The 23,963-nt window shown below is 47.0% G+C and carries 17 protein-coding genes; 16 read left to right on the forward strand and 1 reads right to left on the reverse strand.

Features of this window, described 5'->3' with window-relative positions:
• Positions 1-92 precede the first annotated feature (92 nt).
• Genes AC0LWM_RS11885 through AC0LWM_RS11900 form a run of 4 tightly spaced genes read left to right on the forward strand, consistent with a single transcriptional unit; the run spans position 93 to position 4,269 of the window.
• Positions 93-1,325 carry a right-handed parallel beta-helix repeat-containing protein gene (locus AC0LWM_RS11885; RefSeq protein WP_474675156.1) on the forward strand — a complete coding sequence of 411 codons (1,233 nt, stop codon included), beginning with the start codon at positions 93-95 and terminating at the stop codon, positions 1,323-1,325.
• 15 nt (positions 1,326-1,340) lie between these two features.
• Entirely contained in the window at positions 1,341-2,372 is a 1,032-nt protein-coding gene (locus AC0LWM_RS11890) for a phosphotransferase enzyme family protein (protein ID WP_474675157.1), read from the forward strand.
• Between the two features lie 26 nt (positions 2,373-2,398).
• The gene (locus AC0LWM_RS11895) at positions 2,399-3,271 is read left to right on the forward strand and encodes a metallophosphoesterase family protein (protein ID WP_474675158.1); all 873 of its coding nucleotides are present in this window, start codon (positions 2,399-2,401) and stop codon (positions 3,269-3,271) included.
• 32 nt (positions 3,272-3,303) lie between these two features.
• Positions 3,304-4,269, forward strand: coding sequence for a DUF4434 domain-containing protein (locus AC0LWM_RS11900; protein WP_474675159.1), 966 nt, complete (start codon positions 3,304-3,306; stop codon positions 4,267-4,269).
• Positions 4,270-4,631: 362 nt separating this feature from the next.
• Here AC0LWM_RS11900 and AC0LWM_RS11905 read toward each other — a convergent pair whose 3' ends face one another.
• Positions 4,632-6,206: an FAD-dependent oxidoreductase gene (locus tag AC0LWM_RS11905; protein WP_474675160.1), complete on the reverse strand. Its 1,575-nt coding sequence runs from the start codon at positions 6,204-6,206 to the stop codon at positions 4,632-4,634.
• A 187-nt stretch (positions 6,207-6,393) separates the two neighbouring features.
• Here AC0LWM_RS11905 and AC0LWM_RS11910 point away from each other — a divergent pair, with 187 nt between their 5' ends.
• From AC0LWM_RS11910 to AC0LWM_RS11965, 12 genes are all read left to right on the forward strand, one after another.
• Positions 6,394-7,260, forward strand: a complete 867-nt coding sequence (locus tag AC0LWM_RS11910; RefSeq protein ID WP_474675161.1) for a metallophosphoesterase family protein — start codon at positions 6,394-6,396, stop codon at positions 7,258-7,260.
• Entirely contained in the window at positions 7,257-8,027 is a 771-nt protein-coding gene (locus AC0LWM_RS11915) for an endonuclease/exonuclease/phosphatase family protein (protein WP_474675162.1), read from the forward strand. The genes AC0LWM_RS11910 and AC0LWM_RS11915 overlap by 4 nt, the downstream gene beginning before the upstream one ends.
• 77 nt (positions 8,028-8,104) lie before the next feature.
• The gene (locus AC0LWM_RS11920; RefSeq protein ID WP_474675163.1) at positions 8,105-9,502 is read left to right on the forward strand and encodes an N-acyl-D-glucosamine 2-epimerase; all 1,398 of its coding nucleotides are present in this window, start codon (positions 8,105-8,107) and stop codon (positions 9,500-9,502) included.
• A 106-nt stretch (positions 9,503-9,608) separates the two neighbouring features.
• A complete protein-coding gene (locus AC0LWM_RS11925) occupies positions 9,609-10,478 on the forward strand; it encodes a MurR/RpiR family transcriptional regulator (protein ID WP_474675164.1) in 870 nt (289 codons plus the stop codon).
• Positions 10,479-10,527: 49 nt separating this feature from the next.
• A complete protein-coding gene (locus tag AC0LWM_RS11930; RefSeq protein ID WP_474675165.1) occupies positions 10,528-11,472 on the forward strand; it encodes an ROK family protein in 945 nt (314 codons plus the stop codon).
• Positions 11,473-11,645: 173 nt separating this feature from the next.
• On the forward strand, positions 11,646-14,609 hold the full coding sequence (locus AC0LWM_RS11935) for a glycoside hydrolase family 10-like protein (protein WP_474675166.1): 2,964 nt from the start codon (positions 11,646-11,648) through the stop codon (positions 14,607-14,609).
• Between the two features lie 388 nt (positions 14,610-14,997).
• Positions 14,998-16,425, forward strand: coding sequence for an extracellular solute-binding protein (locus AC0LWM_RS11940; protein ID WP_474675167.1), 1,428 nt, complete (start codon positions 14,998-15,000; stop codon positions 16,423-16,425).
• Between the two features lie 471 nt (positions 16,426-16,896).
• The gene (locus tag AC0LWM_RS11945) at positions 16,897-18,168 is read left to right on the forward strand and encodes an ABC transporter substrate-binding protein (protein WP_474675168.1); all 1,272 of its coding nucleotides are present in this window, start codon (positions 16,897-16,899) and stop codon (positions 18,166-18,168) included.
• A gap of 9 nt (positions 18,169-18,177) precedes the next feature.
• Complete coding sequence (locus AC0LWM_RS11950) at positions 18,178-19,530, forward strand: ABC transporter substrate-binding protein (protein ID WP_474675169.1); 1,353 nt, start codon at positions 18,178-18,180, stop codon at positions 19,528-19,530.
• A 43-nt stretch (positions 19,531-19,573) separates the two neighbouring features.
• Entirely contained in the window at positions 19,574-20,920 is a 1,347-nt protein-coding gene (locus AC0LWM_RS11955; RefSeq protein ID WP_474675170.1) for an ABC transporter substrate-binding protein, read from the forward strand.
• 316 nt (positions 20,921-21,236) lie between these two features.
• Positions 21,237-22,523, forward strand: a complete 1,287-nt coding sequence (locus AC0LWM_RS11960) for an ABC transporter substrate-binding protein (RefSeq protein WP_474675171.1) — start codon at positions 21,237-21,239, stop codon at positions 22,521-22,523.
• A 215-nt stretch (positions 22,524-22,738) separates the two neighbouring features.
• Positions 22,739-23,956, forward strand: a complete 1,218-nt coding sequence (locus AC0LWM_RS11965) for an alpha amylase family protein (protein WP_474675172.1) — start codon at positions 22,739-22,741, stop codon at positions 23,954-23,956.
• Positions 23,957-23,963: the final 7 nt, after the last annotated feature.

Below are 23,963 nucleotides of genomic sequence, written 5' to 3' on the forward strand. Positions count from 1 at the left end.
ACTAAAGTCCCTCTTGTGATAAACAACCATCGGGAAGACCCGTTGTTTCACAGGAGGGACTTATTTATTGACTGCAGGTAGGAGGTAATAGGATGCATGATGAGAAGATGAGGCATTCGTTCGTGAATGTCCGGGATTATGGGGTCATGGGGAATGGGGTATCGGACGATACGGAGGCGTTCAAGCTTGCGATCCATTCCGTGCCGCATGGCGGAACGCTTTATTTCCCCCCGGGCAAGTATCTGATTACAGGAAGCTTGGACATTCCGCAGGATAATTTTCAATTGATCGGCAGCGGCAGGGGATCGGTGCTGCATTATCGTTACGAACAACGGGAAGAGGACAGCTCAGTATCGGCGAGCTTGTTTGTTTTCCGGGAAGGGGCTTCGGGTATTGCGGTTCGCCATCTCAAGCTGGAATATGAAGGTCAGTTCTTCCCGAAACCGGGAGAAAGCTACGCCGGCAAAATAAGCGCCTTGCGATTTCAGCTCTGCCAGGACGTCTTGGTTGAAGATGTGGAGATTAGCGGATTTAACGCGAACGGGATTGAAGTGATTACGGGTTCGCCGCTGAAATATGCCAAACGTTTTAAGGTTCGGCAATGTTACTTGCATCATAACCGCGTATCGGGCGTCGCTTTCGGCAACGTCGACGGAATCAGCATTACGGATTGCGACTTGGAACATAACGGATCCCCTCTGGACGGCGGAACAGGGTACGGCTGCTGCGGAAGCAGCAGTGAAGTGCCGTTGCGAATTCAAATTATCGGAAACCGTGCGTCGTATAACTGTCGTAAAGGGATCGACCTTCACAGCGGAATCGGCGCGATCATCGAGGGGAACATTTGCCACGCCAATAAGTTGTACGGTATTTACGCCGAAGGACGCAATACGGGCAACATCACGATTCGCGGAAACATCATTTCCGGCATGCAGTGGGAAGTGCCGAACTTCCCGGCTCCTTATACATGGATCACCGGAATCGATTTTGGGCCGTATGCAGAATCGAACGTTCCGGAGCTCTACCATCATTATTTGATCGAGGGAAATCAAATCGTAGATTTTGGCATGGAACATGGGAATGCATATCCCATTCATTGTTATTTCAATTTTCAGAACGGCAGCGTCATCATTCGCGACAATATAATCCAAGCCGGTTCCATCGACCATCTCGTCAGCTTCGGTGCCGAGTCCGCGGGCGGCAGAGAGAAGGTCATGGTGAACATATCCGGCAACCAGGCGACGATCGGACATCTGAGAGGGGATTTATTACGGTTGTCCGATGGGGGCTCCGTCACCGTAAACGACAATCAAATCATGAATTGAAGGAGAGTTAGCATCATGACCCAAACAAACGGTTTACCTTCCGCGGATGAAGGGAAGTTTCAAGAACTATGCAGCATGCTTGGTCTTGGAAGTTTGGTTTCCGGTCCTGTGCAAGTATTCGGCGGGCTGCTGCATCGGATGTTCCGGGTAGGCACAACGCAAGGCCAATATGCCGTCAAAAGAATGAATCCGGAAATTATGAGCAGACCGGGCGTTTACGACAATTTCCGGCGGTCGGAGAAGATCGCTCAGGCCGCTTATGAAGCGGGCATACCTGCGGTCTGCGCAATTCGTCTAGATGGCGAGTTCATGCATGCGATCGACGGAGACGTCTTCATGGTTTTCGAATGGGTCGAAGGAATAAGCTTGCCGCCCGTGGCCGCGAGTCCGGAGCAATGCAGACGAATCGGCTCGCTTGTCGCTCGGATCCATCGGCTTGATGTCGAAGCATCGGAAGCGAAAGGCTCGATGGGAGCAATCTCGCTCATCTCATGGGAATCCCTTGCCGCTCAAGGTGCAGATGAGGGAGTTTCTTGGAGCAAGGAGATTGCCGCGGCGGTTCCGGATTTGGAACAATGGACGATGCGGTGCAATGAAGCGATCGCAGCGCTTCAAGGCCGATTCGTTGCGAGTCATCGCGATATGGATCAGAAAAACGTGTTGTGGCGGGATGAACGGACTCCGCAAGTCATCGATTGGGAAGCAGCCGGCTATACGAATCCGGCGATGGATCTCGTCGACCTTGCCTTGAATTGGGGTGGACTTGCGTCGGGTCAAGTTGAGCGCGAGTCGTTTGAAGCCGTGATCCAAGGATATTTGGGCTCTGGCGGGTCTATATCGGAGACTTGGGAAGATGCGGTCTACGCAAACTTTGCCGGAAGATTGGAATGGCTTGAATATAACATGAAACGTTCGATCGGCATCGTCGCATCGGATGAAGAGGAGCGGCAACTAGGAATCCGCGAAACGGAAGCGACGCTTGCTGCCTTACGATTGATGGCGGACCAAGCCGGAACATGGTGCAGCTGGCTAAGAAGCATACAATAAGATGATTGGAAAGAGGTGTTATGTACATGTTTCGCTTTGCCGTTATGTCGGATATCCACGTGCAGACGTGGAACGAAGAATCGATAGAGCGGTTCGTGGCCGCATTGCAAGATTACGCGAGCTTGTCTGACGGACCGGATTTGATCGTGATCAACGGCGATTTGACCGAAGGCTTCGAGGAGGACTATGCGTTATTGAAGACTTTAATCGCCGAACATACCAAAGTGCCGACCTACGTCACGATCGGGAATCACGAGTATTATAAAATGTGGTATAAGGAGGGGCGTGCCTGGTCGACAGACTCGTTCCCGAATGGATGGTCAACCGATCAAGCTAAAAGGACTTTCCTGGACGCGTTTCATCTGGATCGCCCTTATTATGATGAATGGATTCATGATCATCATTTCATCTTCTTAGCCGGAGAGCATTACCGCGATGCCAATCCTCTTGTCGTTGAGCATGCCTGGATCAGCGACGAACAGTTTGCGTTCCTGCGTCAAGCTTTGCGAGAACGGCGCGACGGAGATGGAACCAAGCCGATCTTTGTTTTTATTCACCAGACGCTGCCGGCGGTCTATCAGCATCAGGAGCTCGAATCGCTGCTTAACGAATATCCGGAGGTCATTTTATTTTCCGGCGACTCGCACTTTCAACTGCTTAGCGAATCGACTTTTTGCGAGAGAGGGTTTGCGACAATGAACAGTTCTTCGGTTCGCAGCCCATGGAGTGATAACAACGAGCCGCTGCCGGGACCGATCAGCGAGAGCGTGCTGGTGGAAGTATCGGATTCGGCAGTGAAGCTGTATGGCCGGAGGCATAACGAGAAAAGGTGGCTGGAAGAGGCACAGTTTGTTCGGAATTACCCTAGACAATCAAGACAATCGAGATCATCAAGTTGATCATAAAAGATAATGATCGCGGAGGTGGTATCATGATCAAAGATCAAAAGTCCCAACCTGTATTGTCCGGTACGTTTTTGCAGCCATGGCTTGGAGAACGTTGGGCGGACGAACAATGGGAGCGGGAATTCGAGCTGATGAAATCGGCTGGAATGCACATCGTCATTTTGCAATGGTCCGTCGATAGTCAGCATTTTACGGCCTCATATCCGACAGGGTTGCCCGGCTTCAGGCGAACCGCTGCTATTGATGTCGTTCAGAAGCTGCTTACGCTCGGGGAAAAGCACGGCTTTGATATTTACATCGGCCTGCAATTGAATCACGATTGGTTCGTGACCTATACGTCCGATGAGAAATGGATGAAGAACGAGGCGGACATCGCTTGTCGCCTATCGACCGATTTATGGGACAAATATAGCGGGTACGACTGTTTTGCAGGTTGGTATTTAAGCTTCGAAGCGGATAACGCCAACTTGCTGACGGAAACCGATTGGCAGCGATCCGTCGACTTTTACCAAACGGTGGGAGGTCATATCCGGGCACTGACTCCCGGAAAGCCGATCATGATCGCCCCGTTCTTCAACAATGAAATCGGACAAAAACCTGCCGAGTGGAAGGCGATGTGGGAATATATCCTTTCCCGCAGTCCGATCGATATCTTTGCGCTGCAGGACGGAGTAGGCGCCGGGCATGCGGAGCCGCAGCATCTTGATGCCTGGTTCAACGCAACTGCCGAAGCGATTCGCAATGCGCGGCCGCAGATGCAATTCTGGAGCGATACGGAAACTTTCCGCCTTGACGGCAGCAAACGTTTCGTACCGGCCGATTTTGCGGACGTTATCCCTTGTATGCAGCACGTTGCACCTTTTGTAAGCAAATTCGTCAGTTTCAGCTACAACCATTATACGAGTCCGCAGCAAGTGGACCCCAAGTATCATGCACAATACATGGAGTATTTGACTTCGTGCGCGAAAAAACGATTAATAAGCAATAACTGAATGTCGTGAACTAACATTCCCAGGCTCAATGCACTTTCATCGTGAGCAGTATGAATGCCGTCGTGAATACGCCGTATGAACGCCGACCGGTTACTGCCAAGCTTCAAATGCAGCCCGCGTCATCTTACGGCACGCCTGGTAATCCGTATGATTTTTCGTATAGAATCACCGAAATGAACGCGGAATGAGCCAACTTTATATGATTTTTCATTCAGATTCAACGTTTTTGCTTTGCTTTTCACTCCATTCTTTTAGTTCATGATATTTAGTTAAAAGAAAAACCGTAAAGAGCATCGTGCTCCTTACGGTTCTTTATCTTGTGTATTTTAAGTATCTTATGTGTCTTATCGAATCATATGAGATCAAACATTCAAATCTTCGGGCCAATGAATTTGCACGCCTTGACGCTGCAGCACTTCTTGATAGGCTTCGAGATGTTCGGGATTTTCACGTACCTCATGCGGCGTTACGTTGTTCAATATTGCATAGGCGGCCAAATAACCGGCGGATTCGCCGATGTTCCATTCCGTCGGGTGAAGCCGGTAACAACCGTTCGTCACTTGCGTCGTACCGATGTTTTTGCAAGCCGGAAGCAAGTTTTTCATCCGAACCGGCAGCAGCGCTCCAAGCGGGATTTCATACGGATAGGTCGGGATGTAGAATCCCCGGTTCGACTTTGTCGTTACATGGAGGTCGAGATGATAACTGCCCACGCCTACGCTGTCATTGTACACGCGAATCCCTTGGTCTCCGCGAATTTCCTTGCTGACGTCGTTTTCCGTAACGGTATACACCGCTTTGATTCGTCGCGATTCTCGTATGTACGGATGCTTGGCAAGGCCGTCTTCCGTTCCGAGAACGTCTTTACGGAGCCGCAAACCCGGATAACCTCGTCCGCCGTCAGGGCGAGGGGCTTCGGTCTGGAGCCAGTAAACCAGCGATAAGCTGAGTTGTCTCGCACCCTCCAAATGCCGTTGTCTTTCTTCCTCCGATACCTCGTAAATCGGCCCTAGGAAATAATCGTTCTGACCCCAGTTGATGAGCGAAATATCACCTTCATATAATCCGTTCTCGAAGAGCGATCGATCGATAATTCTGCGATACGTCCACAAAGCCATCCAATCCTTGCCGTCCGGGAAAAAGATGAATTCGCGCACTTTGCCGCTGGAATCGCCGACAAACCAGCTAAGGATCGGGTGAGTGGTGTATGCAGGGACGAATTGCCGCCAATAATCGTATTGTTCCGGCTTCTCGATCGTAAAGGAACCGCTTTCTAAATACTCCAGTGCAAAAACATGCGTAAACGATTGCATGTCGAGCGGGTCCGCTTGTTCAAGCGCATGAGGTTCGCCCGTCTCGCTCCGGGCTTCCGCGCCCGTTACGTATTCCGCTCCGGCCAGAGGCAATAAATCCCCGCATTCCGTAGCATCCAAATAATAAGATCCCGTTAAAGTCAACTGTTCTCCAGTTAGAAGATGCTTGACGACAATCGATTCTATCCGGTCGCCGCTAGTGGATGCTGAGTGAGGCTTGCAGTGATAGAGTACGGATATCCGTCCGCTGTTCATGTAGGGCGCAAGCATGTCTTCAATGACTTGAAGCGCGACTTTTGGCTCGTGGCACAAGCGGCTTACCCAACCGTTTCCGGGATTCAGAAATTCGTTGTTCTTCGCCGCATCGAACAAGGGATAATTATCTTTATAATATTGGCGTACACGATCTCGGAACTCGCGGTACGTTGCCGTGCATCCAAATTGTTCGATCCATGGGTGTTCATCCGGAGGTACCGCCTGGCTCGTCATTTGTCCGCCAATCCAGTCGGTTTCTTCGGTCATGATGACGCGCAAACCCATCTTAGCCGCGGCCAAAGCGGCCATGCTTCCACCCAATCCCCCTCCTGCGATAATGACGTCCGCTGTTAACATCTTTTCGCCCATTCCCATCACCTTTCTACGACTATGATTCTAGTTTTCTATCATCGTATCACAAATAAATGATTTACTCCACTTTTGATGTATAAAAAGAAAAAAATATCTTTCTATTTGTTCAATACTGATTTATATTTAGAATACCGGGGTTGTATGTTCATATCGAAACGGCAAACTTTGTTGGAGGAGAGAGAACATGACTCGTTTTTTATTCATAACGGATACTCATATCGGGGCAAATCCCGTCGGGTTTCATCAGCAGCCGTCTTATCCGGAACATATTGCGGAACTGCTTGAAGGAATCAAACGGATCATTCAAGAGGGCGAAATCGACTTTGTCATACACGGCGGTGATATGGTGGACCGTTGCTGCACGGAATCGATTAACGAAGCAAAACGTTTGTTTAACTTGCCCGTTCCGGTATATTTGTCACTCGGCAATCATGATTTGGACCGGGAAGACGCTTTGCAGATATGGCTGAAGCAAGCGCCTGGATTTTTCGCAGGCGGTGACTCGCCCCAATACTCGATCCGAAGCGGTTCGTGCAGAGTCCATGTCGTTCCGAATCAATGGGAGCCGGATGCCGAGTACGTCTGGAGGCATTCCCAGGAGCCATACTTGACGCCGGGACAGCTCCGGCGAATTGAACAGGAATTGCAGAATGACCCGGAAGGCGTTCATATTCTCGTTATCCATAATCCGATTTATGGCGTCTCTACCGAACAAACCGGGCTGGAACGAGTCTTCCATGATGTGCCGGCACATTTCCGGGAATACGTATTGGAATTGATACGGGCCTATCCGCAGGTAAAATGCGTGCTTTCCGGTCATAACCATATCAATTCGATGGCGCAAACCGAAGAAGGCATATTTGTCTCCGGCAGTTCGTTCGTGGAAACCCCTTTCGAATATAAGCTGATCGAAGTAACGGACGATGGGATTCGATTGCAAACTTTCCCTTTAAGCGAACCGTTGAGCTTTGAACCGAAGTACGATATCAGCCGATCTTTCGTACAGGGAAGGGAACAAGACCGGGAGGCCGTCAGGAGGTTCCGGAATTGAGAACGATACAATATAACGTGTTGGATGGCGCCCACGACCAAGACCGATTCAGGCGAATCGGCGAGTGGTTATCCGGGCAAAGCTGCAACGTCGCCGGATTTAACGAACTTAACGGCTGGAGCGGGGAACAGCTTGCTGAACTAGCAGCGGTGTGGGGGCATTCGTATTGTTTTGTATACGAAAAGCAAACAAGCCCATATCGAATCGGGGTTACGGCCGATTCACCCATTGAATGGCTCGGCAATGTGGATACGGGGTTTGAACATGGACTGCTGCATGTGCGAATTGGCGGGATCCATTATTTGATTACGCATCTGTCTTCGGCCGATTCGGTCAGACGCGAGCAAGAAGCCGCGATGATTGCGCAGCGGGTTGCGGGAATAGACGAGCCGCTGGTCGTCATGGGGGATCTGAACACCTTATCGCCCTACGACCACCCAGTATACGAGCAAGACGGACTTTATCATTCGCTGGTCGGCAATGAAAAACTGGCCCGCAAATTTTTGAACAACGGCAGTTTCAATTATACACCGATGAATATTCTGCTTGGAGCGGGATTGGCCGATACAAGCTGTACGGGCGGATTCGAGCATTCCGTGCCTACGGCTTTCAATCAAGATGCAATGCACGCGGCTAAGCTTCGTTTGGACTATATTCTCGTGAATGACGCGCTTATGAAAAGAGGAGCTAAATCCCGCATCATTCGCGATGCCGAGGTTGAAGGATTGTCGGACCATTATCCGATCCTGTGTGAATGGAGTTCGTAGACAAAGTAACTCGTCGAAATGAAAGCGTAATCAACGGCTTGCCGATTAAACAATAAATTTGAGGTGTGAGATTGCACATGATCACTCGAAATTCCGCATTGCTTGGACCTTCAATCCAGGTTGATCCCGGATTCCCTTATTATTCGGACCGGTCGATTGAAAGTATCGTCGAAGAAATCGAACTAGCCGGGTACCGGATCGTACGTTATTTTGTCGTCAACGAGAACATCGTGAACAAAGAGCTGATCCAAGCCTTTCAAGCCAAAGGCATTGCGGTGTGGGCGATGGTCCTAGGCAACGGAACCTATTCCGTCGACCGTTTCCCCGAGGAATGGCCGGAATGGCAGATGGAGCTGATTAAGCCGACGCATGAAGGATTTTGGAAGCTATCTCCATTCAGCGAGGGTTACGTGTCGTGGAAAAAAGCTGCGCTTGCCCGCCTCGTTGCGGAATACAGGTTCGACGGCATCGAAATCGCCGAGCCTTATTTTCCCGAATGGAACGGAATCGAAACGGGCGTATACGGGGATATCGGGCCGCTGGCCCGTAAAGCGTTTCTCGAACAATACGGCCATGAGATCCCGGACTTCCGCGATTCCGCCTCGCCGAATTTCTATTTGAATATCCCGGACGTCTATGAGAAATGGATTCAATTTCGCGTCGATGCGGTCAACGGCTTTCTGGACGAAATGATCAATGGAGCCGGAGGAGTGCGGGAAGCGAAGCCGGATATTCTCGTGGCGACCTGGTCGCTTGCGATCGATGCCGGTCCGGAGTCGGTCCAGCTGCTGCGGGAATATCAAGGGTTGGATGCGAAAGCGATGATCGCCAAAGTGCGTCCGGACATCCATTTCCTGCAGACGCATTGGCCGGATTGGGTAAAATCGGAGGCTGAACTGCCCGGTGACTACGTGGCAAAATACAAGCCGTTCGTCGAGGACATCCGCGTGCTGCATCCCGACATTCCTTTAGCAGTTCAAGCGGATATCGGCTCTTCCTTGCCTATGTTGAAAGGCCGAGAATGGCTAGATCTATTCATCGAAACGAACGAGCGGCTTGGGTATGCATCATGGACTGCATATGAATATCATCTTGGCAAATATATGTATGAAGAGCCTCCTGTACCGAAGCGCGTGGCACGCAGAGGGCACAACGAAATCATCGTTTCGTTTAACAAAAGAATCGACTCTTTGTCGGCAGCTTCATTCGAGAATTATTCCATCGCGCATCAAGGTGGATCGGATGAATCGGGGGGACCGGGAGGATCGGCACCGCTTCAGGTGCAGACCGTGCGAACAGACGGCAACCGAATCATACTGCATTCGGACCATTTTCCGGAGGAATCATTCGAATTAGAGATCAACGGCATAAAGGATACGCCGGATTTGTGGCTGTACAAAGGTTTTGAGGCGAACTCCATTCCTGAACAATGCCGGGTCCTTGTACCGGGCTCCGGAAAAGGAGAATCGTTTTAAAAAGCAAAAGTAAAAAAGTAGAAATATCTTTTACATCCCTTGATTCGATGTTATGATTGAAGTATACAATTGTAACACAACACGTGATCAAAAAGGGAGATTTAAAATGAAAAATGTTCGTAAATTGAACAATTCCTCCAATACGCTTTTAATGATATCCAGTATTTATTCTTCGATGACGAAGGCCGAGAAGAAGGTGGCCGATGCGGTGCAGAGCAATCCTCAGGAAGCCGTGCTCGCTACGGTAACCGATCTGGCGGAGAAAGCCGGCGTCGGCGAAACGTCGGTCATCCGGTTTTGCCGTGCGCTTGGATTTCGCGGATATCATGAGTTCAAGCTGTCCGTCGCGCAGGATCTGGTTAACATGCCTAACCTGATCAACGGCGAGATCGAAGATGACGACGATGTGACGAGCATCGCTCGCAAGTTAACGATGAATAACGAGAACGTACTGAAAAGTACGCTCGACTTGCTCAATATCAATAATTTGAACAAAGCGGTCGAAGCGATCGTCGGTGCCAACAAAATTTATATTTATGGCGTTGGTTCCTCGGGGATTACGGCGCTCGATACGCATTATCGCTTTATGCGGCTTGGCCTGAACGTGGAAGCGCAGCGTGATTCGCACATTATCGCGATGTCGGCCGCACTTGTTAAGCAAGGCGACGTCATTCTGGGCATCTCCACGTCCGGCAGTACCAAAGATTTGGTTGATCCGCTCAAGCAGGCCAAATCGAACGGGGCTTACGTCATTTGCTTTACGAGCCATGCCAAATCGCCGATCACGAATTATGCCGATACGGTGCTGCTCGTTCCTTCCAAAGAAATGCCGTTCCAAGGCGGCGCGTTGTCCACGAAGATTGCGCAAATGCATTTGCTGGATATCGTTTCGACGCTTGTCTCCAACTCGATCAAATCCGACGCGCTGGATTCCATCAAGAAAACGGCCAACGCCGTGGCCGATAAATTGTATTAAGCTCAAGATCGCATACAAATAACAATAGATAACGACCTTAGGGGGATATATGAAACAACTCGTAATTGGCGCAGATATAGGCGGAACGAAAATTCATTTCGCGCTTGTCGACGAAACCGGTCAAATCGCGGAACAGCACATCGTTCCTACGGAAGCGAAGCTCGGTGCAGCAAATGTATTGAACAAGCTTATCGCCGGAATCGAAAAGATGCATGAAGCCGCAGCGCGCTACCCTGAAGCGGCCCTCGTCGGCATCGGCGTCGGCAGCGCCGGACAAATCGATTTTGCAACCGGCTCGGTTGCGTTTGCGGTCGATACGCTTCCGGGTTGGACGGGGACGCAGATTAAGGCGGAGATTGCTTCGCGTTTCCCGGATCTCCCGATTTACGTCGATAATGACGTGAACGTCATTGCGGTTGCCGAGAAATATTTCGGATCGGCGAAGCATTTGAATAGCTTCGTATGCTTGGCGCTGGGTACCGGCGTAGGCGGCGCGACGATAGAGGACGGGAAGCTGATCCGGGGCGCGTTCGGCGGAGCGGGAGAGCTTGGCCACGTTTCGGTTAACTTTAGCGGCCCTCGTTGTTCGTGCGGCAACTACGGATGTCTCGAGCTGTATGCTTCCGGGACAGGGATCGGCCGCATTGCCGCAGAAGTCGCGGCAGCACATGCGGTCACTTCATGGGAGCCGAATTCTCGGGCGGTGATCGAAGCATGGAGAAACGGTGATCCGCACGCGAAGCAAGTGATCGATACGGTCATTTCAGCTTTGTCCGCAGGAATCGCGGGATTCATACATACGTTTAATCCGCAAGCGGTCATTATCGGAGGAGGCGTCTCCGAAGCGGGAGAACCGTTCTTCGCCGCGCTTCGCGAGGCGACGGCAGAGCGCACGGCAACGGCAATGTGGAAGGCAACCGAAATTGTACCTGCCACGGTCGGCGTAAATGCAGGGGTTATTGGCGCGGCGGCGCAGTTGTGGTATTACGAATAACCCCTCTTTTTTTTCGACTTAAAAAGAGGAAAATTCCGCAATATTATAAAATAAAAAAGAAAATATTTATGAAAATGAAGTGGAGACACAGAATTATTTTAAAAGGAGGTGATTTTGCTCACTTATGTCTCATGTAACAGGTGTAAGTCATATTCTATGATTGGGAGGTAACCATGAAAAAAGTAATGAGTTTGGCCCTCAGCACCGTACTACTGATTTCAACCGTAGTTTTGTCCGCATTTACGAATGAAGGAACGGCAATCACCGCATCGGCACCTAACGGCAACACCATTCCGATTACGGCCGTGAACCAACCGATTACCGCCGCGGATCAACTGATTTTATTCACCCGAGAAAATGCTTCGAAACAAACCGACGGGAACATTTATGCCGCGGCTGCCATTGTGGACATTCAAGAAGGCGCTTACAAAGTGTCTGCGGTTAAGGATCGGCAAGGCGCTGTCGATATCCCTACCAATGGCTTCGTGTTGTTCGGTCATGGAACAAGCGAAGATTGGATCCTGGCCAACCTGCATTCGGGCGATGAGGTTGTGATTTCAGGATATACGCTTCCTGCGCCGATCGCCGGGCAACAGCTCGTCGTCGAAGGCGGAGCGACGCATGCCATCGATGCGGTGGATCAAGACCGTCAGCCGAATCAGCTTGTGATTTATACCCGTGACTATGGCAATACAACGAAACCGTTCGGCAACGATACGGTGGAGTATATTGTCTCGGGTAATTCGGTCGTCGTAAAAAGCACGTACGAAGCAAACGGAGCCAGAGGCACGTACATACCGAATTCCGGCTACGTCATTTCGGCATCCGGCACCGCAAGAGATACACTCGGCTCGCTGGAGCTAGGGACTGAAGTGCAGACGGTAAACGTGGATATTACGTTATTGCCTTCGAAATATTTTACGATCAATGGGAATACGGTAGGCATTACGAGCGTTAACGGACCGCGTGGTGAAAGCGCTATCGTCATGTATAATCCATCCTACGGATCGTCGACTAATGCGAATCCATGGGGCATGGAAATCACGGTGGTTGGAAACAGCGTAACCCGAGTCGTCGCATTGGAATCCGACCCTGAAACCGGGGGATTCAAAGACAACAATTCGCCTATTCCGGCTGATGGGTATGTATTGTCCGTACAAATCGGCAATGAAGCCTATGCCCGTTTAAACGGTCATGTGAACGTCGGGGATACGGTCGAGCTTGTCATGAATTCGCCTGTTTATTCGGCTGCCAAAACGAAGTACAACGGGCTCAACTCCGAAGTTCGCGGAGCGGATCAATTGATCGTATACGATAGCAATTTCGGCGCGCGAACCGGCACGAATCCGTGGGGCACCGAAGCGGTCGTTAATGCAAACGGATTCATTGTCAGCGTCGGCGGCAACGATAAAGAAATTCCGGTTGGCGGTTACGTGTTGTCCGGACACGGCATCAACAATACATGGCTGACCAATAACGCATTGATTGGCGCCAAAGTGATCATCAATCATGCGAAGCAGGAAGTATTGATTATTTTTACGCCGGAATCCTACGTCGATAAAGCAACGATCAGCATCGATGCGGTGGAACAAGCGCTTGAAGTATCCAAGAGCCAATTCCTTGACGTACCTTATGCGGATATCACGCAGAAGATCGCCGATGCGAAAGTAAGCCTGGAGCAAGTCAAGCAGCATATGGCGGAGCATGGAACAGACGGACTGTTCGAGCTGCTGAATGTTCTCGATGCGAAGGTTACCGATGCGTTATACATGAATTATGAATCCAGAAAAGTGGTAATGCGCGGCGTATGGCTGCGTCCGAAAGAAAAAAATGTTGAGCAAGTACGCGAGCATTTGCAGAAATTGAAGGCGACCAACGTGAATGCCATCTTCCTTGAAGCATGGTGGGATGGATATACGACATGGCCGACCTCGATCCCGGATACCCAGTTGAATCCGATCTATGACGGATTTAACGTTCTGCAAGCTTACATTGATGAAGGGAAAAAGCTCGGAATCGAAATCCATGCCTGGGTTGAAAATTTCTTCGCCGGAGGACCGGTCGTTCAGAACCATCCGGATTGGCGCTTGATTAGCCGGCAAGGTCAAGATTATGAGGATGGCGGAAACGGCGTAAAATGGTACTGGCTCAACCCGGCGTTGCCACAGACAAGAGATTTTGTCGCTTCGGTCTATAAGGAGCTTGTGACGAATTTCGATATCGAATCGATCCATCTCGACTATGCCCGTTATCCGGGCTCCGGAAATTATACCAATGATTTCGGGTATGATGCATATACGCGTGCACAATTCCTGAACAAATACGGCTCCGATCCGCTCAACTTGCATCCTGGCGATGCCGACTGGGAGCAATGGCTGCAATTCCGCGCCGATATTATCAACACCTGGGTGGAGCGGGTCGTCAAGGATGCGCACAAAATCAAGCCGAATCTGCAAATTACGGCTGCGGTATGGCCAAATTATCATGAAGCGCCGAAGTCCCATGCGCAGCAAACGCAATATTGGCTGGACCACAACCTGATCGATCATCTGTTCCATATGTCGTATGCGCCAGGCGCCGCCATCGTGGTCGATGATTTGAAAAATTCGTTGGCGCTGGCACGTAACCATTCGTTCGTCTCCTCCGGCATCGATACGTTCCAAGGCAACCCGCCCGCAGAAGTGGTTAACCAAGCGAACGAAGTGAACCGGAATGGGGCAGCGGGAACAGGCTTGTTCGAATTCGAAGGGCTGTTCAATTACGGCTACGATAAAGTATTGAAGCTTGGCGTTTATCGCGATGCGGCGGTCGTGCCGGATTATCGGAGTACGAAGGCCGTATCCACGCTGTTGAATGATATGGTCCGCAAGATCGACGATATCTACGTTCCTTTCCAAGGCATGAGCGACAAAGAAGCGCTTAAATACAAGCAGCAGCTCAAAACGATTGCCGCTGTCATGAAGAACAAAAGCGAGTTTAATCATGGCATCGCAACGGCAGTAAACGTACATGTGAATAACATGATACGCGACATCACGAACAGCCAAACGCTCCATGCGGAAGTCAAAGCGCGGATGCTAGTTGACTTGCAGTTCGCGGGGCAGATGCTGGATATTTATTTTGCCAAGAAAAAATAAAGAATATTGAGGAAGCCGTTGCGCAGGAAGGGTGAAAGCCGCCTTCGCAGCGGCTTTTTTGTCGTTTGTGCGACTTCCCTGACAATGGAAAATATGGATTGACACATAATGGATGTTATCCTAGAATTGTTAAAAACAAAGAAATAATCTTTATACGAAGATTCGAAAATGGAGTATTCCTCCGGAAAGGTACGGTTGGTTTCATCATGAAACGTCTCGTTACGCTATTCATGATTTGTGCAATCGCATTCATTTTCGGTTGCTCCCATGGACGAACTGATTGCGATTTTCGAAGCGGAAAAGATAAAGGAATACAGCAATAAATTAGCAAGAAGCATAATAGTGCTATCAAAAGTTAGAGAATGGTCTTCATGAATTATTTTTGATCATGGGTGCTTCAGTTAAAGAAATAACGAATGCGGACATTACTAAGATCGAAAAGAAGGCACAATCGGGAGGGATCTGTCTGAATCGAATGATGATTGTACTTTTATCCGTATTCCTACTCATCGTATCAGTAGGGTGTACGAAAGACGAGAAGAGCGATCCGTTTGAGGAGGAACGCCAAGAAGAAATCAAGACCCCGGTGGTAGAAGAAGAGGATGAGAAAGAACCGGTAGAGCTACACGTACTGACATCTTTGACAGATAAGGAATTCGATCAGCTTTTCGGGAAAGAATTTGTTAAGAAATATCCGAAAATAACGCTGAAAGCGACATACAAAGCGGATATTTGGACATTTGAAGAAGCCTATCAGAAGGCGGAAAAGAAGCCGGATGTGATTATTTTTCCGTTTGAGTATGAGTTCAAACAATTCCTGGACAAAGGATTATTAAAGGAGATCGACGGAAGTGCATTCGATTTTAAAAAACTATTTCCTCCCGTTGTTTCCTACGTTGAGGCGATGAGCGGCAGCGAGAAAAAAATATACGGCATCGCGGGTGGGTTCACCACAATGGGACTCAAATTCGATAAGCAACTGTTTGACCGCTATCAAATCGATTACCCGACGAACGATATGACGTGGAAAGAAGTATTTGAACTTGCAAAGAAGTTTTTGGGGAAAGAAGAGAATGGAGTGCCTGTTTATGGTCTGAGTCTATATGGTGGAATTTCCTCGCCATTTAACTCGATTGATATCGTAAGAGAGGCATATGGGCTGACTTATTTTGATCAAGAGGGTCGGGTTATGTTGAACTCCGATCGGTGGAAAGAAGTTCTTCAGCTTCTTCTCGATGGGTTTCACTCGGGATATTTGGATCCGGTCGGAGACGCTATGATAACAAAGCGGGCTGCGATGTATATCCAGGGAGGAACCATGCAAATGAAGGATATGGATAAGTATGGATTTGTCACTTTGCCTGTAAGTCCCTACCTCCAAGAAACTTCGGATTTTGGTGTAAACAATATCGCTACCATCGTGAATACGACGGAACATCCAAGCGCCGCGTGGAAATTCGTCAAACTTATGAGCAGCGAAGAAACTGCATCACGAAACATCGATCAAACCGTCTTTTTTCCTTCCAGATTAAATGTTATTCCAGAATCGAAGAAACCAGAGCTTGAGCCGTTTTTATCACTCCCAATCGATGCTCCCCGGCTGTTGAATTTCGATGCCTTCGGCGAATTTGATTCGGGAGATGCCAGAAGCATTATATATTCAATATTGGAAAAAGCGTTTAAGCAGCTGTATGAGAACAAACTCACCATAGACGAGGCTATCGCTCAGATTGAAAAAGAGGTGCCAAGCCGAATGGAAGAGGTGCGTTTGTTGAAGAAGCAAGAGAGAGAGCAAAAGACTGCGGGTGGAAAATGAAGATGGCAAAATTAACAATCATACTAAATTGGATAGATTAGGGTTGACAGGATTTGGATACCGGCCTATAATCAAATTAACAGAAAAAACCACTTTACCAAATATTTCTGAAAAAATATTCCTTTTACCTCACCTACTTCTACGCTTAACTCCAAAATTGTACACAGCTTGTACAACTTCATTTAAGAACCTACAAATATAATTTCATTTCTAGAGACATCCAAATTTAACTTTTACCAGAAACGATCTACCAATTGTTCAGTAGCATCTGAGATATCCTTGCTCAGAATCTGAGCGAGTGCTTCTAGTTCTCAGATTAAACATGCTTGATCATAAGATCGATCAAGCATATTTATTTTGGTGAATCATTGATTAGGGTTGGTGAAATAACCTATGAGGGTTTACACGATTGTACTCAGCATTATTATACTTTTGTCCCAGGCGGGATGTACCGGCGGGGGAACATTTGAGGTGGAAGAGAAAGAGGTTACACTAAAAATATTAATTGGAACAATGGGGGTTATTATCGGCAATCCCGAATATTTGGATAAGATGTATGGGGATGCTTTCCGTAAAGATCACCCGAATATTAAACTGGAGTATGAATATGCAGATGTAAATATAGGATTCCCGACCAATTATAAAGAGTCAACATCAATAGATGAAGTTAAAAAACATCAACCTGATATTATTATTTCAGGTCCGATTTTTTACAAGGAAATCGTGCAAGCCGGTTTACTTCGAGAAATCTCTAATCCAGATACGATTCGCTTGTATCCTCCCGTAGTTGACTATATTAAAACCCTTGGTGGCTCCTCCGATCAATTGTTTGGAGTAACAGATGAGTTTTTTCTAGCGGCGATTGAATACAATAAAAAACTGTTCGACCGTTATCAAATCGATTACCCAACTGATGGGATGACTTGGGAAGAAATTTTTCAATTAGCCGGGAAGTTCCCACCTACAGGCGATAATAATATGAAACTTTATGGCTTAGATATCCCATGGTCGGGAAGTGGGACGTGGCAAATGGGCATGTTTGATGCGATGAAGCGTTCGACAGGGTTAGCGTATACAGAAGGGGGGAAATTTAACTTACATACAGGCGAATGGAGGCAATTGCTTTCTCTTGTCATAAAAGGCTATACTCAAGGCTATTTGAGCCCAACGAGGGTTATAGATCCAATCTTTTACAACGAAAATTTATTTCGTGAAGACCAGGCAGCGATGGCATATCAATATTTTGAAAATGGTTACGACATAGGATACCGATTCATGGAGGAAGCGGATGGTATTGGGTTTGTTAGGGAACCGATAGGATCTTCTTATTCGGCTTCGTCTTTTCGAATAAATGGCATTTTTTCGATCAATAAAGAAGCAACTCATCCTAAAGAGGCCTTGGAATTTATAAGGTTTATAAACAGCGACGAATTGGTCCGATCCAACTTGCATCGAATGTACGGAATCCCTTCAAGAACGGACCTGATTCCGGAATCAAGAATGGAAGCCCTGTCTTCGATTCTACGAATTGATGTGAATGCAGAAGAACTCATCAATCGCGACGAAATTTATACAGTTAGTCCAGGAATACCGAAGATCATATCTTTCGAATTAGAAAAAGCATTCAAACAGTTAGTCACCCAAAAAATAACGCTGGACGAAGCTATTCCGCAAATCGAAAAAGGCGCGCAGGCGAAGCTGGATGAGTATTTGACCACAGGATTAGTTAAGTTGTGGAAGTAGGCGGCGATCATGAAAATATTTGTGACTGTACTGAGCATCATTATGCTTATAGTACTCGCGGGATGTACCGGCGGAGGATCATTAGAGGTGGAAGAGAACGAGGTTACACTAAAGATTTTGACTGGAACATCGATGTTTGGGGATAAAACTTATTTGGACAGGAAGTATGGAGATGCATTCCGAGAGCAACACCCGAATATTAAACTGGAATATATCTATGCAAACGTAGTTGGATTCCCCACCTATTATGAACTTTCCACCTTATCGGAAGAAATTATTAAACATCAGCCTGATCTTATTTTAACGAGTCCAAGGTATTACAAAGATATTGTGAATGATGGATTGCTCCGCGAAATTCCCGGTACGGATGCAGTTAATTTATACCCTCCCGTCGTTGATTATCTTAGAACGCTTGATACTTCCTCCGGATTATTGTATGGGGTAACCGATGAGTTTTTTCTCGCTTCCGTTCAGTATAATAAAAAACTGTTTGACCGTTACCAAGTCGAATACCCGACGGATGGAATGACTTGGGAGGAACTCTTTCAATTAGCAAGCAAATTTCCGCGTATAGGCGATAATCATAAGAAATTATATGGATTGTATTTCCCGTGGTGGGGGATACAGGGGTGGCAAATGGGTCTCGTTGATGCTATGAAGCGATCGGCAGGGTTGTCGTATACCCAAGAGGGAAAATTCAACCTCCATACGGACGAATGGAAGCAACTGCTTTCCCTTGTCAAAGATGGCTATATCCAAAGATATTTGAGTCCAACGAAGGATATGGATGGATCTATTTTTTACGAGGAATTATTCCGTACAGACCAGGCTGCGATGACGTATCAATTTCATCCAGTGGACAAAGGATACCGGTTCATGGAGGAGGCCGATGGTATTGGATTTGTGAGGGAGCCGATAGGATCTTCAAACATGGCTGCGTCATTTTTTGTAGGTGATATTTTTTCGGTCAATAAGAAAGCGGCTCATCCTAACGAGGCCATGGAGTTTGTAAGGTTTATCAATAGCGATGAAGTGGTTCGGTCCAACTTGGATCGAATGAGCGGGATCCCTGCAAGAACAGATATGATACCGGAATCAAGAAAGAAAGCCCTTTCAACGATTCTGCAGCTTGATGTGAATGCAGAAAACCTAATCAGCCAAGACGAAATTTATACAGTCAATTTAGGAATACCGTATATCATTTCTTTTGAACTGGAAGAGGCTTTCAAAAAGCTGGTCAACCAAAAAGCAACGCTTGACGAAGCCATTACGCAAATTGAAAAAGGCGCCCAATCGTTGCTGGATGAGTACATGTTCACAGGTTTGGTTAAGTGTTACTGTCCGCCGAAAAATGATGAATGAATTGGATTCAAGCAAAAATGGGTGCATTGCGAGGGAAACCAATATGAAGATTTATATGATCGTACTTAGCATTATTGTACTGTTGGCACAGGTGGGATGTTCGGGCGGAGGCACGATAGAGGTGGAAGAGAAGAAGGTTACCCTTAAGGTTTTAGTTGGAGGCTGGTGGTTCTATTTTGGAAATGAGGATTATTTGAAGAGTATGTATGGAGATGCTTTCCGAAAGCAGCACCCCAATATTAATCTTGAGTTTATAAATGCAGATGTAATCGTAGGTTGGCCAACCCATTACGAGCGTTCAACATTAACGGACGAGATTATCAAACATCAACCTGATCTTATTATTTCGAATCCAAGTTATTACAAAGAAATTGTACAAGCTGGGTTACTTCAAGAAATCCCTGGTACAGAAACAGTTAACTTATATCCTCCCGCTGTTGATTATATACGAAAGCTCGGCGGAGACACCGGTCTATTGTATGGAGTCACAGACGAATTTTTTCTCGCGGCCATTCAATACAATAAAAAACTGTTTGACCGTTACCAAGTGGAATACCCGACCGATGGAATGACTTGGGAAGAACTCTTTCAATTAGCCGGGAAGTTCCCGCGCCAAGGCGATAATAATAAGAATCTATATGGCTTATATTTCCCTTGGGGGGATATGGACGGGTGGCAAATGGGTTTGATTGACGCGATGAAGCGATCTGCAGGGTTATCGTATGTAGAAGGGAGAAAAATCAACTTACATACCGACGAATGGAGACAACTGCTATCGCTTGCCGTGAACGGTTATATGCATGGCTATTTAAGTCCAACGAAATACATGGATCCAGCCGTTTATTTCGAGAATTTATTTCGGCAAGAACAGTCGACCATGGCGTATCGATATTATGGAATGGGTGCATACAGAGGGCAATTCATGGAGGATGCTGATGAGTTTGGCTGGGTTAGGGAGCCTATAGGAGCTTCCTTTGCAGCATCGTCTTTTCGCGTTGGTGGTATTTTTTCGATCAATAAGCAGGCTACACATCCTAAAGAGGCCATGGAATTTATAAGAATTATTAACAGCGATGAATTTGTTCGATCCAACTTGAATCAAATGTACGGAATTCCCGCAAGAACGGATTTGATTCCGGAATCCAGAAGAAAGGCTCTCTCATCGATTTTGCAGCTTGATGTGAATGCAGAAAAACTAATACACAATGATGAAATATTTACGGTAAGCCTAGGACTGCCTATAATCATGTCTTTTGAACTAGATAAGGCTTTCCAACAATTAAACACACAGAAAATAACGCTGGACGAAGCTATAACGCAAATTGAACAAGGCGCTCAGGCGAAGCTAGATGAATATTTGAATACGGGAATGCTGAGGGTGTGGAAGTAGAATTTATTTGTGGTCTAATAGCATGTGAAAAAGGAATGAATGCTATCGTACATAATGGGCGGCGGTTTTCAAACCATAACAAATACAATCTTTGGAGTAAACTAGATGGCATATTTCGCCGTATTTATTTCTATTTAGTATTTTACTACATTCGTGTTTGTCTGCTTTTGGTAACAACACATATTACAGCTGCAGACCTATTTGATAAAATGAACAAACTTACTAATTGAATGGACGATAACCCCATTAATGGTACAACAAGTATTGTATCCTACTTGTAGGACCTTACATCAACCATATCAGGGGGGACTGAGGATTGAGAAAAGTAGTTATTTCTATCTTCGTTTGTATATTAACAATTGTCATAGGTTGTTCTAAAAACAGCCCGACAGATTCTTTCGAACAAGAGCTTAAGGAATCCGAGCATACGGAATCCAGTACAGATATAAAAGAAGTTGAAACGATTAAAATCATGATTGACACCGAACCGCAAACATTCAATCGATTATATGGCGACGTATTCAAAAAATTACATCCGGAAATCAAGTTGGAATTGTTAAAAAGAAATACATTTAGATCATTTAACGATAATTTTACATCGATACAACCAGATATTATGTTTATAAATTTTTGGGAACATTATAAAGAAGCTATTAAATCTGGTTTACTCAAGGAGATTGATCGCGAAACTGTTGATATAGGGAGACTGTATCCTCCTGTTGTCTCCTATCTAGAAGCACTTGGGAATGGTAAATTGTATGGTATGGCAACCGGATTTTCGATATCTGGTATAAAATTCAATAAAAAACTATTCGATCAATATAAAATTAAATATCCGGCGAACAATATCACATGGGACGATTTTTTTCAACTTTGCAAGGAGTTTCCGAGTCATACAGAAGGGGCGGAGAAACTGTATGGTTTTTATTTCCATAGATCCGATCCAATTGTGATTGTTTACACTATGAGAAGAGCATTTAATTTGTCGTATCTCGACGAACAAGGAGTTGTCAATTTACATACTCCATCATGGAAGCAACTAATAACTCATGTGTTGGAGGGATACTCGAATGGTTATTTTCCCCCACCGGTACCAATAGCAAAGGAGAAATTTGATAATTTTTTTGAAGAGAATCTTGCGGCAATGACGTTAGACAGCATTCAATTACATGATAATACCGACAACTATGGATTTGTATTAGAACCGATCGAATTCAATGCGAAGCAAATACCAATATTTAATCTTAAAGACATCATTACGATTTCCGCACAAACTAATCATTTGGATGCGGCACTGAAGTTCTTTCAGTTTGCCAATAGTGAAGAAGTCGCACGTCAAAATCTCGATCAAATTTACGGGCTTCCAGCAAGAATCGATTTGATTCCGGAATCCAAACAAGCTGAATTTGCGCCTTTTCTTACTGGCCAGATCGATGTGGAAGAAATGATGAAAAATGATACAAACAATTCACAATATGATTATGCTTTGCACGATCTGTGGCGAGAAGTGGTTGAGAAATATTTGAAACATGATATCACAACGATCGATGAGGTGATTGAAATGATGGAGAAGGGGGCCGCCAAGGTGAATAAAATAAACTGAAGGTAATACTGAAAAATAGTGCAATAGTAGCTGCACATGGAAAGGGTACTTTCCGTTGCAGCTATTTATTTTTATACGGCGAAAATATGCGGAAAATTTCTTCATTTTTTATGTAATTAACAAAAATAATTTTTAAAAATCTATTGACTGCCTCTTGCTCGCATCATACGATGAAGACAGGACTTCAATATAAGCAGAATGAGGTGATATGAGATTTGAGAGCATTCATTGAAAAAGGCTCCAACATCTTATGGGTCGATTTTCTGGCGAACGGCCAAAGGCTGGCGGATCCGCAAGAGCAGCTAAAGCTAGTGAATCGGGCGAAGGCGGCGCATATTACGCATCTTGTCGTCGACGCCAAAATTCCGTACGGGCATGTGACATTCAAGAGTTCGACGGATGCGCTGCATGTCAGCGAATGGTCGGACGGAAGGTATGGCGCGTGGGCCGGGCGAGATTTTCTGCGGGAGCTGACTGACAAGGCACATGAGGCAGGATTGAAGATCATTGCCAATGTGGATATTTTCGCGGAAGGGACGATTCGCAGCCGAGACGGATTGGCTTATGAACGCAAGGATTGGCAGGTGACTTATTACGTGCCTGCTTCCGAAGGAGGGACAGCGTCTTTTATTAAAGCGGAGGAAGGGCATGAGGACAGCATTTTCGTTAATCCGCTTCATCCCGAGGTACGCGCGCATCAGCTTGCGATTATTCGGGAAATCGCCGAGCTTTATCCGGTGGACGGAATCGTGCTGGATCGATGCAGGTACCCGAACGTTTATGGGGATTTCAGCGAGTTGAGCCGCCATCGATTCGAGGCACATCTAGGGATGAGGGTAGAGCGGTGGCCGGAAGATATTTTTACGGCAGGTCGTGAAGGGGACGGAAGCAAGATTCGTCGTGGGGAGCTGTTTCCCGAGTGGACCAAATGGCGCTCGATGAACATCAAGCAGTTCGTACAAGAAGCGAAAGCCGAGTTTAAATCGATAAGGCCGGACGGCTTGTTCTGCATTTATGTAGGCTCCTGGTACCCGCTCTATTACGAGGAAGGCGTCAATTGGGCGAGCTCGACTTACCGGGCTGAGCTCGAATGGGCGTCACCGACCTATCATGAGTCCGGGTATGCGGATGAACTGGATTTTCTCATGACCGGCTGCTATTACCCAGAGGTTTATAAATCGGAGGCGGCCGCGAATAACCGACCTGCTTTCTGGTATAGCGTCGAAGGCGGGATCGAAGTTAGCGCCGCGGCGATGAACGGTCAGATCCCGTTTTTTGCAAGTCTTTATTTGCACGATTACAAGGATAATCCGGAGCAATTTGCGAAAGCGGTTGCATTATGCCGGGAGAGATCGCAGGGCGTTATGTTATTCGACGTTTGTTACTTGGAGTATTACGAATGGTGGGAACAATTGCCGGCTTTGCTGCAATGATAATGGT

The sequence above is a fragment of the Paenibacillus sp. sgz302148 genome (assembly GCF_056120465.1).